The sequence below is a fragment of the Cellulomonas sp. ES6 genome (assembly GCF_030053835.1).
Lineage (GTDB): Bacteria > Actinomycetota > Actinomycetes > Actinomycetales > Cellulomonadaceae > Cellulomonas.
On record NZ_CP125655.1, the window covers coordinates 1147641 to 1163699 of the forward strand.

The following is a 16059-nucleotide window of genomic DNA, read 5'->3' on the forward strand; positions in this document are numbered from 1 at the left end:
GGCGTCCTTCCTGGTCCCGGCTGTCGGACGGGCGGGGTGGGGCCGGGAACCCACCCCGCCCGCCTGGCTCAGTAGGCGCGGGCGTCGACGTCGGCCTGGGTGATGGTCTGGTCGAAGGCCTGGTCGACCACGATGGTCTCCTTCGGCACGTCCTCGCCGTTCGCGACCTGGGTGATGAGCTCGGCGAGCTGGTCGCCGAACACCGGGTTGCACTCGACGACGTAGTTGAACTTCTTGTCGACGAGCGCCTGGAGGCCGTCGCGCACGCCGTCGACGGACACGATCTGGATGTCCTCGCCCGGCACCTTGCCGGCGGCCTCGATGGCCTCGATGGCGCCGAGGCCCATGTCGTCGTTGTGCGTGAAGATCATCGTCATCTCGGGGTAGGCCTGCAGCGCCGCCTCGACGGCCGTCTTGCCCTCGGCGCGCGTGAAGTTGCCGCTGGCCTTGCCGATGACCTGGTCGCCGACGACGGCGTCGAAGCCCTCCTCGCGGTCGACCTGCGCGCCGGACCCGAGCGTGCCCTGGAGCTCGAAGATCTTGGCGTCCGGGGCGTTCTCCTCGACCCACTCGCCCGCGGTGGTGCCCTCCTGCTTGAAGTCGGCGCCGATCCACGTCACGTACGGGTCCTCGACGGTGGTGTCGACGGTGCGGTCGACGAGCACGACCGGGATGCCGGAGTCCTTGATCTCCTGGAGCACCTCGTCCCACCCGGTCTCGATGACGGGCGAGAACGCGATGACGTCGACGTCCTGGGCGACGAAGTCACGCAGGGCCTTGATCTGGTTCTCCTGCTTCTGCTGGGCGTCGACGAAGTTGAGGTCGAAGCCGGCGTCCTCGGTGAGGCTCGCCTTGACCGACTCGGTGTTGGCGGTGCGCCACCCGCTCTCGGCGCCGAGCTGCGAGAAGCCGACGCGGATGAGGTCGCCGTCCTCACCGCCGCCGCTGCCGCTGTCGGAGCTGGAGCCGCATGCGGCGAGGCCGAGGACGGCCACGAGGGAGACGGCGCCGACTGCGGCCCGCCGGGACTGACGTCCGAACATGAACTCCTCCTTGAGCACGTGGGCCGACGGCAGTGTCGGCTCCGAAATTGTGATCGTTCACAACTGCGAGGGTCAAGAGTGAACGATCACAATCCGGTAACTAGCCCCGTCGCGGGGCGGCCGTGCTGGCCCGGACGCGCACGGACGCGCCCACGCTGCCGTCCACCGCCGGGGCGCCCTGGATGGCCGCGACCATCTGCTCGAGGCAGCGCCGGCCCAGCTCGGCGAAGTCCGGCGTGACGGTGGTCAGCGGCGGGAAGAAGTGCGCCGAGCCCTCCACGTCGTCGAACCCGATGACCGAGACGTCGGCCGGCACCCGCACCCCGGCCTCCGCGAAGGCGTGCAGCAGACCGAGCGCGAGCTGGTCGTTCGCGGCGAAGACGCCCGTGGGCAGCTCCTCCGCCCCCGCGCGCCACTTCTCCACCAGCTCCTGGCCGATCCGGTAGCCGGTGCTCGCGCGCCAGTCCCCCGGCACCGGCTCGCGCGGCGTCACGCCCGCCTGCCGCATCGCGTCCCGCCAGCCCCGGGACCGGGAGCGGGCGTCCAGCCAGGACTCGGGGCCGGTGACGTGCAGGATGTCCGTGTGACCCAGGTCCAGCAGGTGCTGGGCCGCCATCCGGCCGCCGGCGTACTGGTTCACGGCGGCCGTGTACACGCCCGGCCCCAGGTCGGACGGCCCCAGCATGACCACGGGGAGCTGCTCGTCCGCGAAGCCCTGCACGGCGTGCACCGCCTCGTCGTGCGACGCGATGACCACGGCTCCGTCCACGCCCTGCTCCAGGAAGTGCCCGAGCGCGCCCCGCACCGACGCCACGTCCCACTGCGTCACCGTGGCGACCGAGACGTACATGCCGGAGCTGCGGGCCGCGTTCTCGACGGCGATCAGCGTCATGGTCGGGCCGTGCAGCGGCGAGTCCTCCGTGACCACGCCGATCGACCCGGTGCGCCGCGTGACCAGGGCGCGGGCGACGGAGTTGCGGCGGTAGCCCAGCTCGCTGATCGCGGCCTCGACCTTCGCGCGCGTGCGGTCGCTGACGTTGGGGTGGTCGTTGAGGACGCGCGAGACGGTCTGGTGGGACACGCCCGCGCGCTGGGCGACGTCGAGGATGCCCGGGCGGCGCGGCTTGCCGCCGCGGCCTCGCCCGACCTGCCCGCCCTGCGTCGCGGCGCCCTGCTCGACGACGCCCTGCGTCGCGGCGCGCTGCGGCTCGGCGCCACCGGACTCCATCGCCCGTCCACCTCTCTCGATCCACCGGTCGGACACGGGCCCCGGCCGCCGTCCCGCCCGCGGGACGATAGTGAACGTTAACAGGTCCAGGCCCGGACCGACCGGCGTCAGGAGTCGGTCCCGGACGCCGGACGGCCCATCATGGCACCGGCTGCGGCGCGGGCCGGGTGTCCTCCCCGGGAGCGGGGCGCACGAGCGCCCGCGCCCGCCTCACCGCGACCGCCACGTCGTCCACCGCGTGCTCCTCGTCGCGCAGGGCCGCGAGCACCCCGACCCGGCCGACCAGGGCGCGGTGGTGCACGCGCAGGCCCGTGATCAGCACCGCGACCCCGCGCCGCTCCAGGCCGGTGACCAGCTCCTGCAGCACCTGCGCGCCGGTCGCGTCGATGTGGTGCACGCGCGCGAGGTCGAGGACGACCACGTCCGCACCGCGAACCGACGCCGCATGGTCGAGCACCCGCTCCGCCGCCGCGAAGAACAGCGAGCCCTCCACCCGCAGCAGCGCGACGCGCTCGTCGCCGGCCGCGGCCGGGCCGGGCAGCTCCAGGCGGTAAACGCCCGCGGCCCGTGCGAGGCTGCGCAGGCTGATGACGGCCGCGACCGCCATGCCGAGCCCCACCGCGTAGACCAGGTCGACGGTGATGGTGACCACCGCGGTCAGCACCAGCAGCAGCGCCGCCGCGCGGGTCGACCCGAGCACCGAGCGCACCGTCCGCACGGACACCATGCGCACGGCGGTCACCAGCAGCACCCCCGCCAGCGCGGCGAGCGGGATGCGGGCGACCACGGGGCCGGCCAGCGCGACGACGCCCAGCAGCACCAGGGCGTGCACCACCGCGGCCGCGCGCGTCCGGGCGCCGGAGCGCACGTTGACGGCGGTCCGGGCGATCGCGCCGGTCGCGGGCATGCCCCCGAACAGGGCGGAGGCGACGGACGCCAGCCCCTGCCCGACGAGCTCCCGGTCGCCGTCGTACGGCCCGGCTCCGGGGTAGCCGGCGGCGACGCGGGCCGACAGCAGCGACTCGATCGCCGCGAGCGCCGCGACCGTCACCGCGGGTGCGGCGAGGGCGGGCAGGGCGCCGAGGTCCAGCGCGGGCAGGGCGGGCGCCGGCAGCCCGGCGGGCAGCTCGCCGATGGTCGCGAGCGGCAGCCCGGCCGCGGAGGCGACGACCGTCACCAGGACGATGGCGACGAGCGACCCGGGGACCGCACGGTGGACCCGCGGCGCCAGCGACATCGTGACGGCGACCGCGCCGACCACCGCGAGCGACCACGCAGCGCGGGGGCCGCTGACCTCGTGCAGCACCTGCCAGGCCGCGACGACCGCGTTCGCGTCGTGCCCGCCGGCGGTGACCCCGAGCGCCGCCGGCACCTGCTGGAGCGCGATGATGACGGCGATGCCGAGGGTGAACCCCTCGATCACCGGCCACGGGATCAGGCCGACCGCCCGCCCGAGCCGGAGCACCCCGGCGAGCACGACGAGCACGCCGGCGAGCAGCCCCACCAGCGCGAGCGTCCCCGACCCGTACCGCGCGACGATCGGCGCGAGCACCACCACCATCGCGCCCGTCGGGCCGGACACCTGCACGGGGGAACCGCCGAACACCGCGGCGACGACGCCGGCGACGACCGCGGTGACGAGCCCGGCGGCCGCCCCCGCACCCGAGCTGACGCCGAACGCGAGCGCCAGCGGCAGCGCGACCACGCCCACGGTCACGCCGGCCACGAGGTCACCGCGCCAGGACGTGCGCAGGTCGGCGTAGTCCCGGGCCGAGGGCAGCAGCGAGCGGACGCCGGCGAGCGCGCTCACCGCGCGGCGCCCGGCAGCGCGGGCTGCTGCTCCCGAGCCTCGGAGAGCTGCCGCTGCGTCGTCCGCAGCACCTCCTCGAGCAGGGCCCGGGCGACGCGCAGCAGCTCGGCGACGTGCGGCGAGGCCAGCCGGTACGACACCGTGCTGCCCCGGCGCTCGGAGTCGACGAGCTGGTAGCGGCGCAGCACCGCGAGGTGCTGGGAGAGGTGCGACGCCTCCAGCCCGGTCTCCTCGAGGAGCTCGGCGACGGGCACCTCGTCGGCGGCGGCGAGCAGCTCCAGCACCCGGATGCGGACCGGGTGCGCGAGGCCCTTGAAGAGGTTCGCCTTGATCTCGTTGAGCGGCTGCGGCGTGGGCACCGGACTCCCGACGGATGATGGGTTGATGGATCCATCATGCCACGAAGCCACGGTGCTCCCGCCGACGGCCTCAGGGGACGGGCGCCGCCTCCGGCCGGTCGGCGCGGTGCGGGCCCGGCCTCCGGCCCACCAGGGCGCCGACCCGGCGCGACAGCCGGTGCGACGGCCCCTCGACGACCCGGAAGAACACCTCCGCCAGCAGCAGCGACGCCGGCACCGTCAGCAGCAGCACGACCGGCGTCACCCAGCCCGTGAGGAAGCCGACCGCGACGACGACCGGCTCGTGGACCAGGTAGAGGCTGAACGAGCGCGTGCCGAGCCAGTGCACGGCCGGGTGCCGCAGCGGCCGGTCGAGCGGCCCGAGCGCCGCGACGACCAGCAGCGCCGCGCCGCCCGCCTGGAGCACCCGGGCGAGCGCGAGCACCCCCACCGGCAGCCCCGCGCGCAGCCCCCCGAGGTCGAGCAGCCACGGGCCGCTCGCGAGCAGCGCGGCCCCGGCCAGCACCCCGGCCCGCGTCGCGCCGCCCCAGCGCGCGACCGCCCCAGCGAGCCGCTCACGGTCGGCCGCCAGCAGGCAGCCCAGGCCGAACAGCGGCAGCTGGTACAGCGCACCCAGCGCGTACGGCCGGTCGACGGGCCCGGTCGCGGCGCCGACCCACGCGACGACGGCCAGGGCGGCACCCGCCACCAGGGCGTGGCGGCGCAGGCGGGTCGCGAGCCACACGAACAGCGGCAGGGCCAGCGAGAACACGACCTCCCAGCGCAGCGACCACAGCGCCGTCATCGTGGAGCCGACGGGGCCGGCCAGCAGGGTGAGGTCCGCGAGCACGCCGGCCCGGCCCACGTCGCCGTGGAACACGAGCCACGGGCTCAGCCCGGCGGTCTCGCCCCGGGGCACGGCGAGCCGCAGGGCGACCGCGAGCGCCACGGCGGCCCACACCGGCAGGTACAGCCGCAACAGGCGCTGCGGGTAGTAGGCGCCCCACCGGTGCCGGGCGCGCTGCGCCGCGACGGTCAGCACGAACCCGCTGAGCACGAAGAATACCTGCACGGCCACCTCGCCGTCCCACAGCAGGTGCAGCGGCGTCGCGGTGGCCGCCAGGACGAGCGCGCTGCGCGGGGCACCCGGGTCGTCGTAGGCCGCCATGAGCGCGGGGACGAGCAGCAGCGAGTGGTGCACGAGCACGACGAGCGCCGCGACGCCGCGCAGGCCGTCGAGCGCGGCGAGGCGCCCGGACGACGTGCCGGTGCGGCCGTCGACGTCGGCGGGGACGGGCATCGGCACCTCCGGGTCGGGGCCGGCGGGGGCGCGGGCCGAGCGGCCAGGGTGGCGGGTGGCGGCGCGTCCGGGGACCGCCGACCGGGTGGCTTTCGCCCGATTCACCCGTTTTGGGTGGGTTGACCGTCCAGCGCGCGGGGGGCGCCCCGTCGTGGCAGCGTGCGGGCATGACGACGACGGCCGCGCCGGTCGCCCGCGCCCCCTGGGACACCGGCTCCCCCGCCCGGCTCCTGGCCGCCGCGCTGGTCTGCGGCTCGGCGGTGCTGCTGTTCGCGGTGCACGCCCGCCCGCTCGGCTACGTGCCGCTCGTCGCCGGCGTGCTGGTGGCCCTAGCGGTGGACCGAGGGCTCGCGCGCGACCTCGGCCTCGTCGCGACCGGCATGGCGATCATCTCGGCGATCTCGCTCGAGGCCGACCTGTCGGACGCGGGCATGGCGCGGTTCACGGTCGCGCTGTCGCTGGCGGTGCTCGTGCCGTGGGCGCTGTCCCGGTACGCGTTCGGCCAGCGCACGATCGTGTTCCCGGTGGCGACCGGCCGGCGGTGGACGCGGGCGCAGCTCGTCTACCTCGCCGTGGTCGTCGTCGCGGGGTACCTGATCCTGCCGTTCTACTTCATCGGGTCGGGCGCCTACCGCAACTGGCCCGAGGTCACCGGCGGCGCCGAGATCGCCCGGCTGTTCGTCGGCGTCAACGCCGTGGGCATCTGGGACGAGCTGTTCTTCATCTGCACCGTGTTCGCGCTGCTGCGCCGGCACCTCGGGCTCTGGACCGCGAACGTCCTGCAGGCGACGGTGTTCGTGTCGTTCCTGTGGGAGCTGGGCTACCGCGAGTGGGGCCCGCTGCTGACCGTGCCGTTCGCGCTCGTCCAGGGCTGGATCTTCGCCCGCAGCGCCTCGCTGACCTACGTGCTCGCGGTCCACCTGCTGTTCGACCTGGTGGTGTTCGGGGTGCTCGTGCACGCGCACCACCCGCACCTGCTGGACGTCTTCGTCACCGCGCCCCGCTGAGCGGCGGACGCAGCGGAGGGGGACCGGGCCACCCTCCCTGGCCCGGTCCCCCTCCGTGTCCCCCTGCGAGCCGGCGGCGCGGGGCCGCGAGCTGGTCCCCGGCCCTCACGGGGCCGGGGCGTCAGGTGCCGGCCCTCAGGCCGGGGTGCGCCGCGAGGCGGCGATCTTGCGGCCGAGCGCGATGAGCGCGCCGGTCGCGGCGATGGCGGTGACGACCTTCACGGGTGCGGGCACGGGGTTCTCCTCAGCGGTGGACGCGGTGCCGGGTCCCGCGGGCGCGCTGCACGAGGTCCCCGAGGCCGACGACGGCGATCACGGCCACGAGGCCGACGACGACGATCAACACCTGGGGCGTCATGCTGCTCTCTCCTGCGGTTCCGGCTGGCTGGCACGACCATCGTGGCCCGCCGGACCCCCTCGGCGGATCGCCCGCCCGCCGTATCCTCGCGTACGACGAACGGCGTACACCGGGGGTCGCGGGGTCCACCCGGACGCCTACGCGGACGCCTCCGCGACCCCGGGCGCACCCTGAGCGGCGCCGTCCCGCGCGGGCACGGTGCGCGCCGGACGGTCGGCCACCGAGACGTTGTGCCGGAACACGTCCTGCGGGTCGTAGCGCCGCTTGAGCTCGCGCAGGCGCTCGAGCGTCGCGCCGGGGAACGCCTCGGCGACGCGCTCGGGCCGCGGGTCGGTCTCGAACGACACGTACAGACCGTCCACGTGCGGCGCCAGCACGTCCCACGCCGCGTCGAGACTGCGCCGGTCGGTGCCGAACGCCGCGAGGTTGAAGTTCGCCGAGCGGTGGGCGTACGCCGTGGCGTCGCGCGGGACGTCGTGGACCGCACCGCCCGCGGCCCGGATCTGGAAGAACGGCGTGACCCCGCTCCGCACCAGCCGGGCGAGCTCGGCCGCGAGCGCCGGGGTGAGGTGCTCGGCCATCGCGTTGCGCGTCACGGGCTCCCCCTCGGAGGTGTGCCGCTGGTCGGGCACCGACACGACCGCGCTGTACGGCAGGAGCTGCACCTGCTGCTGGAGCAGCGGGGCGATCCGCGCGAACGGCTGCAGCCGCTCGATGATCGTGTCCGGGTCGTCCGAGTCGACCATCGCCATGACCTGCGCGACCATCACCCCGCCCCGCGGCGGGCCCATGAGGAGGAACGCCGTCGTGTCCCGCGGCGCGGCCTCGACGGCGGCACCCCAGTCGACGAGCAGCCGCTGCGTGTCGGACGCGTCCAGGACGAGCTGGGCGAACCCGACGTCGCCGACCTCGTCGACCTCGAACTCGAAGGACGTGACGACGCCCAGGTTGCCCCCGGCCCCGCGCAGCCCCCAGAACAGGTCCGGGTTCTCGGCGTCCGAGGCGCGCACCACGGAGCCGTCCGCGAGCACGACCTCGGCGGCGCGCAGGTGGTCGAGCGTGAGCCCGTGCTCGCGCACGAGGAAGCCGATGCCGCCCGCGGTCGCGAGCCCGCCCACCCCCACGCCGCCGTAGTCGCCGGAGGTGAGCGCCCACCCGAGCGGCTGCAGCGCCGCGGCGACCTCGCCCCACCGGGCCCCGGGCTCGATGCGCACCCGGCGGGTGGCGTGGTCGAGCACCTCGATCGCCGACATCCGTGACAGGTCCAGCACGATGCCGCCGTCGTTGGTGGAGCGGCCGCTGATGCCGTGCCCGCCCGAGCGGATCGCGAGCGGGACGTCCTGGGTGCGTGACCAGCGCAGCGCCTCGACCACCTGCGCGGTGCCGGCCGGACGCAGCACGAGCCCCGGCCGTCCCCCGCGCAGGTAGGTCGAGCGGACGGCCGCGTAGCCGGCGTCACCCGGCTCGACCGCCGCGTCCGCGAGCGCCGCGGGCACGGCGTCGTAGTCGATGTCCGGGCGGCGGGCGGCGCGCACGGCGGCGCTGCGCGTCGTGCCCACCACGGTGCCGCGGGCCGCCCGCACGGCGGCGACGCGCTCGCGCACGGGCCCGGCCACCTCGGCCGCGAACCGGGACACGGCGGCCTCGTCCGCCGCGCCGACGACGACGGTGCCCACGCCGGCCTCGAGCACCAGGTCCGCCAGCGCGTCGACACTGGCGTCCGGCGCCGGGACCACCACGCCGCGCCGGACCTCCCGCGCGTCGCGGCCCTCGGCGGCCAGGGCGGCGTCGAGAGCGCGCTGCTCGGCGAGCAGGGCGTCCGGGGACGTGGCGGACAGCCACCACCCGTCGGCCGCGCGCGCGGCCGACGCCACCGCGCGGCCGGGACCGGGCGCGCCGAGCCACAGCGGGAGGTTGTGCGCCGGGGCGGGGCCGCGCGCCGCCCCGGGGACGACGTGGTGCCGGCCCGCCAGCACGAACGGTCGCGGGTCCGCGGCGTCCCACAGCCCGCGCAGCACGGCCGCGACCTCCTCGAGGGCCTCGTCGGCCCCGTCGGCGTCGACCTCCTCGGCGGCCAGGCCGAGCGCGAGGCGGCCCGACGACAGGTGGTCGAGGTGCGCCGCCGCGCGGGCCAGCACCGCCGGGGGCCGTCCCGTGGTCCGCAGACCCAGCGTCGCGACGCCGACGCGCCGGGTCCCGGACGCGACGTGCGCCAGCAGCGTCCACGGCTCCAGGGCCGCGTCGCCCCCGTCCGGCACCACGACGAGGTCGAGGCCCTCGTCCTCGGCGCGGGCCGCGAGGCGGGCGGCCGCGCCGGGGTCGGCAGGGTCGACGGGCAGCAGGACGCCCAGCCGGAGCGGGTGCCCGAGGTCGGCGGTCACGCGCCCACCCCCGGCGCGGGGGCCTGCGCGCGCTCGGCGGCCACGAGCTCGCGGACAGCCGGCGCGATCTCCTGACCGACCGTGGCGAGCAGCGTGGGGTCGTCCCCCGCGACGACGAAGGCGCTCACCCCGTGCTCGATCGCGAGAGCGGCGAGCTCCTCGACCCACTGGCGCGGCGGACCGACGAGCATCTCGCCGGTGGGCTGCGGCGTGAGGCGGCCGCCGACGTTGAGCAGCCGGCGGACCGCGGCGGGCTCGCGACCGGCCGCGAGCGCGGCCTCGTCGATGCGCGCGTTGCCGTCGTCGAGGTCCTGGAGGCTGCTCAGGTAGGCGAGCGACGGCAGCCAGCCGTCGGCCACCTCCCCCGTGAGCCGGAGCATCCGCGGCTTGTAGGCACCGATCCAGATGCCGACCGGGTGGGCGGGGGCCGGCCCGCGCCGCGCACCCACGGCGGACCAGTACTCCCCGGGCAGGTCGACGCGCGACCGGTCTCCCGTGTCCCACAGCGCCCGGACGACCGCGACCGCCTCGCGCAGCGCGTCGACGCCCTGGCCCGGCGTCAGCCTGCGGCCGCCCATCGCCTCGATCGCGTCCCAGAAGCCGCCCGCCCCGAGCCCGAGCTCGACGCGCCCGCCCGACAGCAGGTCCAGGCTGGCGACGGCCCGGGCGAGCACGGCGGGCGGGCGCAGCGGCAGGTTCGCGACGTTCGGCGCGAGCCGGATGGTCGTCGTCCGCGCGGCGACCCACGACAGCAGGGTCCAGGTGTCGAGGAACGAGGGCTGGTACGGGTGGTCCTGGAAGGTCGCCAGGTCCAGGCCGACCTGCTCCGAGAGCTGCGCCAGGCCCACCACGCGGTCCGGGTCCGCGTTCGTCGGCGTGATGAACGACCCGAACAGCAGGTCGTGGCCGTAGTCCGTCATCGTGCTCCCTCCGCGCGCCGACGCTCGTCGGCTCACACGATCGTATGTCGCACAGATCATTGGCACAACCACGCGACCGGCGTACCATCGGCGACCATGACCGCGATCGAGACCGGGACCGAGACCCGCCAGTCCGACCTCGGCTGGTCGCTGGGCGTGCTGCTCCGGGCGTACGAGCGCGGGCTCGCGTCGGCGCTCGCGGACGTGCCGCACGGGTTCCGCGGGTTCCTCGTGCTGCGGGAGGTGGTGCGCGGGGCCCACCCGAGCCAGGCCGCCCTCGCCGCCAGCCTCGGCATCGACCGCACCGTGATGACCTACCTGCTGGACGACCTCGAGGGCGCCGGGCTGGTCACGCGGCGCGTCGCCGAGGTCGACCGCCGCCAGCGGCGCGTCCTGGCCACCCCCGAGGCGGAGGGGCTGCTCGCCGACCTCGAGCAGCGCGTGGCCCACGCGGAGGACGCGGTGTTCGGCGCCCTGGACCCGTCCGAGCGCGGCACCGTCTGCGCCCTGCTGCGCCGGGCGGCGTGCGGGTACCGCGACCCGGACGAGCACCCCTGCGCCGTCGTCGAGCAGGCGCTCGGCGGCTGAGGCGGACGCCCCGGCCGGTCGCACGCGGCGCCGGGGCACAATGGGCCGGGCGCCGCTCCCGCGGCGCCCGGTGCGCGGACGGCACGACCGGCACCACCCGGGGACGCACGGAAGAGGGACGGCGATGGCGACCATCGGCAGGGCGCAGGACAAGCGCGAGGCGGCGCTGCTGAGCGTGTTCGGCCCCGCGCAGGTCGGCGACCCGCTCGCACCGGACCGCGAGGTCGCCGACGCCGACCGCGAGCGCGACCTCGCGCTGCGCACCGAGTTCGTCCGCGTCGCCGGCGCGGACGGGCGGTCGTACCTCGTGGAGCGCCCGGTCTCGGGCTGACCTCCCCCCCCCCCCCCCCCCCGGGGCGAGCGCCCCTGGACGAGCACCCCGGGGCGAGCGCTCCGGGGCGAGCGCTCCGGGACGACCCGCCGCGCGCGGTCTGCCCCGCGGGGCCGGCGCCGGGCCCGGGGGGCACCCCGGAGCCCGGCGCCACGGCCCCGCGCCGACCGCGGCCGGGTCAGCGCGGCGCGCTCCCCCGGCGCCGACCGCTCAGCGCGACGACGAGCGCCGCGACCCCGGCCACGAGCCCGAGCCCGCCCAGGACGCGGGAGGGCACGTCGGCGGCCGCGTCCGCGGCCGCCGTCGCGGCGTCGTCCGCGCCGGCAGCCGTCGCGCGCGCCCCGTCGTGGCTCCCGTGCGCCTCCCCCGCGGCGGTCGTGGTGAGCTCGGGTGCCGGGTGGTCGGGCTCCGCGTCGCCGTCCGCCACCTGGTCCCAGTCGACGACCTCGCCGTCGGCGTACTCCTGGTGGGCCGGCAGGACCAGTCGCGTCCCCGCCTCCGGCAGCGGGCCGACGGAGAGCTCGAACTCCTCGAACTCGCCGTCACCGATCCCCTCCCCCTGCGCCGTCCAGACCACGCGCACCGGCGCGCGGGTCAGCGTCGCCCCGCCGACGTCGACGGGCTCGGGCAGCTCCCCCTCCTCCACGGTGGCGGTCCACCCCGCGACGGGGCGCGTGGACACCGAGCTCAGGGGCGTGGCGGTGGGCAGGTCGACCGTGACGCGGGTGGTCGCCGACGTCGGGGACTCGTTGGGCACGCGGAACGTGAGGACCGTCCACCCGCCCGCGGCGGTGGACTCCGGGACGACGCGCACGTGGGCGGACGCGGCGGCGGCGGGCAGCAGGACGAGCGCGCCGGCCAGGGCGGCCGAGGCGAGCAGGGACGCCGCGCGGGCGCGGGCAGGACGAGGTGCGGACATGGTGGTGCCTTCCGGGTGCGACGGGACGCGCGGCGGCGCCCGGGACGGGCGGCGCGCGAGGACGACGCGACCGGGGCCGGTCCCGCCCGGCGGCCGGCCGGGGGGTGTCAGGCGGCGGTCGCGGCAGGCACCGGCACCGGCGGACCGCGGCGGACCGCCCCGCCCCGGTGCACCGCGGGCGGGCGCGGGCGGACGACCTCGGGGCGCACGGGCGCCGGCCGCGGCGCCACGGCGACGGCGGGCCCGGCGGTCAGCGCCGGCAGCACGGCCGTCCAGCGCCGCAGCAGCGCGCTGGCCCCGCGGTCCGTCGCGGTCAGCAGCAGCACGGCCGCGACGACCGCCACGGCGTGGGCGAGGAGCATGCCGGTGCCGGTGCCGTGGGCGTGGGCGTGGGCGTGGGCGGCGTCGACGAGGCCGCCCGCCGCCACCGCCCCGGCACCGTGGTGGGCACCGGGCCCGTCCGGCGGCAGCGCACCGGGCCGCGCCGGGCCGGACAGCCAGGTCAGCGTGGCGTGCACCCCGAGCTGCCCCGCGAGGGCCGCCGGCAGCAGCACGGGGACGGTCAGCGGCCGGCGCGAGAGCGCCGTCGAGCCGAGCAGCACGGGCACGCCGGCGAGCAGCAGCGCCGGTGCCGTCGGGGCGCCGCCGCCGCCGAGCACGTGCGCGCCCGACCCGAGGCCCAGCACGGTGACCGCCACGCCGAGCAGGCGCCCGACGGCGAGCGCGCGTGACGGGGGCGGGCGGTCCACGCCGCCGACCGTACTCCACGACCGGGACCTTGGTCCTGGTCGCACGACACCCGCTCCGGACGACGACCGGTGTCGGACCCGTCGGCCACACTGGGGCCCGAGCAGAGGAGACCCGATGACCACCGAGACGCCCGCAGGGACGCCCACCGGGCCGCACGTCGCCGACAGCCACGACCGCATCCGCGTCCGCGGCGCTCGCGAGAACAACCTGCGCGACGTGAGCGTCGACCTGCCGAAGCGCCGGCTCACCGCGTTCACCGGCGTGTCCGGGTCGGGCAAGAGCTCGCTGGTGTTCGCGACCATCGCCGCCGAGTCCCAGCGGATGATCAACGAGACCTACAGCGCGTTCGTGCAGGGCTTCATGCCGACGCTCGCCCGCCCGGACGTCGACGTCCTCGACGGGCTGACCACCGCGATCATCGTCGACCAGGAGCGCCTGGGGGCGAACCCGCGCTCGACGGTCGGCACCGTGACGGACGCGAACGCGATGCTGCGCATCGTCTTCAGCCGGCTCGGGCAGCCGCACCTCGGCCCGCCGCAGGCGTTCTCGTTCAACGTCGCCTCCGTCAGCGGCGCGGGGGCCGTGACCGTGGAGAAGGGCGGCGCCCCGGTCGCCGAGCGCCGCGAGTTCCGCGTCACGGGCGGCATGTGCCCGCGGTGCGAGGGCCGGGGCACGGTGCAGGACTTCGACCTCGCCGAGCTGTACGACGCCGACAAGGCCCTGGCCGACGGCGCCCTGCGGGTGCCCGGCTACACGATGGACGGCTGGTACGGCCGCATCTTCGCCGGCAGCGGGTTCTTCGACATGACCAAGCCGATCCGGGACTTCACGCAGCAGGAGCTCGCGGACCTGCTGCACCGGGAGCCGACGAAGATCAAGGTGGAGGGCATCAACCTCACCTACGAGGGCCTGATCCCCAAGATCCGCAAGTCGATGCTCGCCAAGGACGTCGACGCCATGCAGCCGCACATCCGGGCGTTCGTCGAGCGGGCGGTCACCTTCACGACGTGCCCCGACTGCGACGGCACGCGGCTCAACGAGGGCGCGCGGTCCTCGAGGGTCCACGGCCTGTCGATCGCCGACGCCTGTGCGATGCAGATCAGCGACCTCGCGGCGTGGGTGCGCGGCCTCGAGGAGCCGTCCGTCGCTCCGCTGCTGGAGTCGCTCGGGGAGACGCTCGACTCCTTCGTCGAGATCGGCCTGGGCTACCTCTCGCTCGACCGGCCGTCCGGCACGCTGTCCGGCGGCGAGGCGCAGCGCACCAAGATGATCCGGCACCTCGGGTCGTCGCTCACCGACGTCACGTACGTGTTCGACGAGCCGACCATCGGCCTGCACCCGCACGACATCCAGCGCATGAACGGCCTGCTGCTGCGGCTGCGCGACAAGGGCAACACCGTGCTCGTCGTCGAGCACAAGCCCGAGGCGATCGCGGTCGCCGACCACGTCGTCGACCTCGGCCCCGGGGCGGGCTCGGCGGGCGGCGAGATCGTGTTCGAGGGCACCGTCGCCGGCCTGCGCGCGAGCGGCACGCTGACCGGGCGGCACCTGGACGACCGCGCCACGCTCAAGCCCGCCGTGCGGCGGCGCACGGGCGTCCTCGAGGTCCGCGGCGCCCGGACGCACAACCTGCGGGACGTCGACGTCGACGTGCCGCTCGGCGTGCTGACCGTCGTGACGGGCGTCGCCGGGTCCGGCAAGAGCTCGCTGATCCACGGGTCGGTCTCGCGGCGCGAGGGCGTCGTGACGGTGGACCAGGGCGCGATCCGCGGGTCCCGCCGCAGCAACCCGGCCACCTACACCGGCCTCCTGGAGCCGGTGCGCAAGGCGTTCGCGAAGGCCAACGGCGTCAAGCCCGCCCTGTTCAGCGCCAACTCGGCGGGCGCCTGCCCCACCTGCAACGGCGCCGGGGTGGTGTACACCGACCTCGGCATGATGGCCGGCGTCGCCACCACGTGCGAGGAGTGCGAGGGCCGGCGGTTCCAGGCGTCCGTCCTGGAGTACACCCTCGGCGGCCGGAACATCGCCGACGTGCTCGCGCTGCCCGTGACCGAGGCGGAGCGGTTCTTCGCGGAGGGCGACGCCCGGACGCCGGCCGCGCACGCCGTCCTGGCCCGGCTCGCGGACGTCGGCCTCGGCTACCTGACGCTGGGGCAGCCGCTCACCACGCTGTCCGGCGGCGAGCGGCAGCGCCTCAAGCTGGCCGTCCACATGGGCGAGCAGGGCGGCGTGTACGTGCTCGACGAGCCGACCACGGGGCTGCACCTCGCGGACGTCGAGCAGCTGCTCGGGCTGCTGGACCGGCTGGTCGACGCCGGCAAGACGGTCGTCGTGATCGAGCACCACCAGGCCGTCATGGCGCACGCGGACTGGATCATCGACCTCGGCCCGGGCGCGGGGCACGACGGTGGTCGCGTGGTGTTCGAGGGCACGCCCGCGGAGCTGGTCGCGGCCCGGTCGACGCTCACCGGCGAGCACCTGGCCGCCTACGTCGGGGCGTGACGACCGTGGACGCGGCGGGCGGGGACGCCGGGCGCGGGACGGCGGTGGAGCTGCTGCTGCTCGCCGACACCCACGTCCCGCGACGGGCCCGCGACCTGCCGGCCGAGGTCTGGGCGGCGGTGGACGCGGCGGACGTGGTGCTGCACGCGGGTGACTGGGTGGACGTCGACCTGCTCGACGCGCTGGAGGCCCGCGCCCGGCGGCTCGTCGCGTGCTGGGGGAACAACGACGGACCGGACCTGCGGGCCCGGCTGCCCGAGGTGGCGCGCGCGACGCTCGGGGGCCTGCGGTTCGCCGTCGTGCACGAGACCGGCCCGCGGACCGGCCGCGAGGCGCGCTGCGCCGAGGCGTTCCCGGACGCCGACGTGCTGGTGTTCGGGCACAGCCACATCCCGTGGGACACGGTCGCGCCGGGCGGCCTGCGGCTGCTCAACCCGGGGTCCCCGACGGACCGGCGGCGGCAGCCCACCGGCACGTACCTCACCGCGCGGGTGGTGGACGGCGCGCTGCGCGACGTCACGCTGCACCCGGTGGCGCCGCGTCGGCCGGCGGCGCCCGCGGGCGGGCCGGGCGGCCGTCCGGCG

Annotated in this window: 13 protein-coding genes and 1 pseudogene; 5 read left to right on the forward strand and 9 right to left on the reverse strand. The window is 76.5% G+C overall.

Annotated features, from left to right (window positions below; all coding sequences use genetic code 11):
* Window positions 1-68 precede the first annotated feature (68 nt).
* The 5 genes from P9841_RS05410 to P9841_RS05430 form a co-directional block, all read right to left on the reverse strand.
* Window positions 69-1043 carry an ABC transporter substrate-binding protein gene (locus P9841_RS05410; protein WP_283321034.1) on the reverse strand — a complete coding sequence of 325 codons (975 nt, stop codon included), beginning with the start codon at window positions 1041-1043 and terminating at the stop codon, window positions 69-71.
* Window positions 1044-1143: 100 nt separating this feature from the next.
* Window positions 1144-2271, reverse strand: a complete 1128-nt coding sequence (locus P9841_RS05415; RefSeq protein ID WP_283321035.1) for a LacI family DNA-binding transcriptional regulator — start codon at window positions 2269-2271, stop codon at window positions 1144-1146.
* Between the two features lie 139 nt (window positions 2272-2410).
* A complete protein-coding gene (locus P9841_RS05420) occupies window positions 2411-4081 on the reverse strand; it encodes a SulP family inorganic anion transporter (RefSeq protein WP_283321036.1) in 1671 nt (556 codons plus the stop codon).
* Window positions 4078-4440 (reverse strand): ArsR/SmtB family transcription factor, encoded by a 363-nt coding sequence (locus P9841_RS05425; protein ID WP_283321037.1) that lies wholly within the window; start codon window positions 4438-4440, stop codon window positions 4078-4080. Before P9841_RS05425 ends, P9841_RS05420 begins: the two co-directional genes overlap by 4 nt.
* Window positions 4441-4510: 70 nt before the next feature.
* A complete protein-coding gene (locus tag P9841_RS05430) occupies window positions 4511-5719 on the reverse strand; it encodes an acyltransferase family protein (protein ID WP_283321038.1) in 1209 nt (402 codons plus the stop codon).
* Window positions 5720-5886: 167 nt separating this feature from the next.
* On the opposite strand from P9841_RS05430, the gene P9841_RS05435 reads away from it, so the two are divergent.
* The gene (locus P9841_RS05435) at window positions 5887-6726 is read left to right on the forward strand and encodes a CPBP family intramembrane glutamic endopeptidase (RefSeq protein ID WP_283321039.1); all 840 of its coding nucleotides are present in this window, start codon (window positions 5887-5889) and stop codon (window positions 6724-6726) included.
* Window positions 6727-7221: 495 nt separating this feature from the next.
* Here P9841_RS05435 and P9841_RS05440 read toward each other — a convergent pair whose 3' ends face one another.
* Both P9841_RS05440 and P9841_RS05445 read right to left on the reverse strand, forming a co-directional pair.
* The gene (locus P9841_RS05440; RefSeq protein ID WP_283321040.1) at window positions 7222-9465 is read right to left on the reverse strand and encodes an LLM class flavin-dependent oxidoreductase; all 2244 of its coding nucleotides are present in this window, start codon (window positions 9463-9465) and stop codon (window positions 7222-7224) included.
* Window positions 9462-10385: an LLM class flavin-dependent oxidoreductase gene (locus P9841_RS05445; protein ID WP_283321041.1), complete on the reverse strand. Its 924-nt coding sequence runs from the start codon at window positions 10383-10385 to the stop codon at window positions 9462-9464. The genes P9841_RS05440 and P9841_RS05445 overlap by 4 nt, the downstream gene beginning before the upstream one ends.
* A 96-nt stretch (window positions 10386-10481) precedes the next feature.
* Here P9841_RS05445 and P9841_RS05450 point away from each other — a divergent pair, with 96 nt between their 5' ends.
* Window positions 10482-10973: a MarR family winged helix-turn-helix transcriptional regulator gene (locus tag P9841_RS05450; RefSeq protein WP_283321042.1), complete on the forward strand. Its 492-nt coding sequence runs from the start codon at window positions 10482-10484 to the stop codon at window positions 10971-10973.
* Between the two features lie 124 nt (window positions 10974-11097).
* Window positions 11098-11304 (forward strand): hypothetical protein, encoded by a 207-nt coding sequence (locus P9841_RS05455; protein WP_283321043.1) that lies wholly within the window; start codon window positions 11098-11100, stop codon window positions 11302-11304.
* 178 nt (window positions 11305-11482) lie between these two features.
* On the opposite strand, the gene P9841_RS05460 is transcribed toward P9841_RS05455, so the two are convergent.
* On the reverse strand, window positions 11483-12223 hold the full coding sequence (locus P9841_RS05460; protein WP_283321044.1) for a YcnI family copper-binding membrane protein: 741 nt from the start codon (window positions 12221-12223) through the stop codon (window positions 11483-11485).
* A gap of 107 nt (window positions 12224-12330) precedes the next feature.
* On the reverse strand, window positions 12331-12972 hold the full coding sequence (locus tag P9841_RS05465) for a hypothetical protein (protein ID WP_283321045.1): 642 nt from the start codon (window positions 12970-12972) through the stop codon (window positions 12331-12333).
* A 115-nt stretch (window positions 12973-13087) separates the two neighbouring features.
* Between P9841_RS05465 and P9841_RS05470 the strand changes: the two genes are divergently transcribed.
* Window positions 13088-15475 (forward strand): ATP-binding cassette domain-containing protein, encoded by a 2388-nt coding sequence (locus P9841_RS05470; protein WP_283321046.1) that lies wholly within the window; start codon window positions 13088-13090, stop codon window positions 15473-15475.
* Window positions 15476-15519: 44 nt separating this feature from the next.
* Window positions 15520-16008: pseudogene (locus tag P9841_RS05475) on the forward strand (metallophosphoesterase family protein); the annotation flags it as partial.
* Window positions 16009-16059 lie beyond the last annotated feature (51 nt).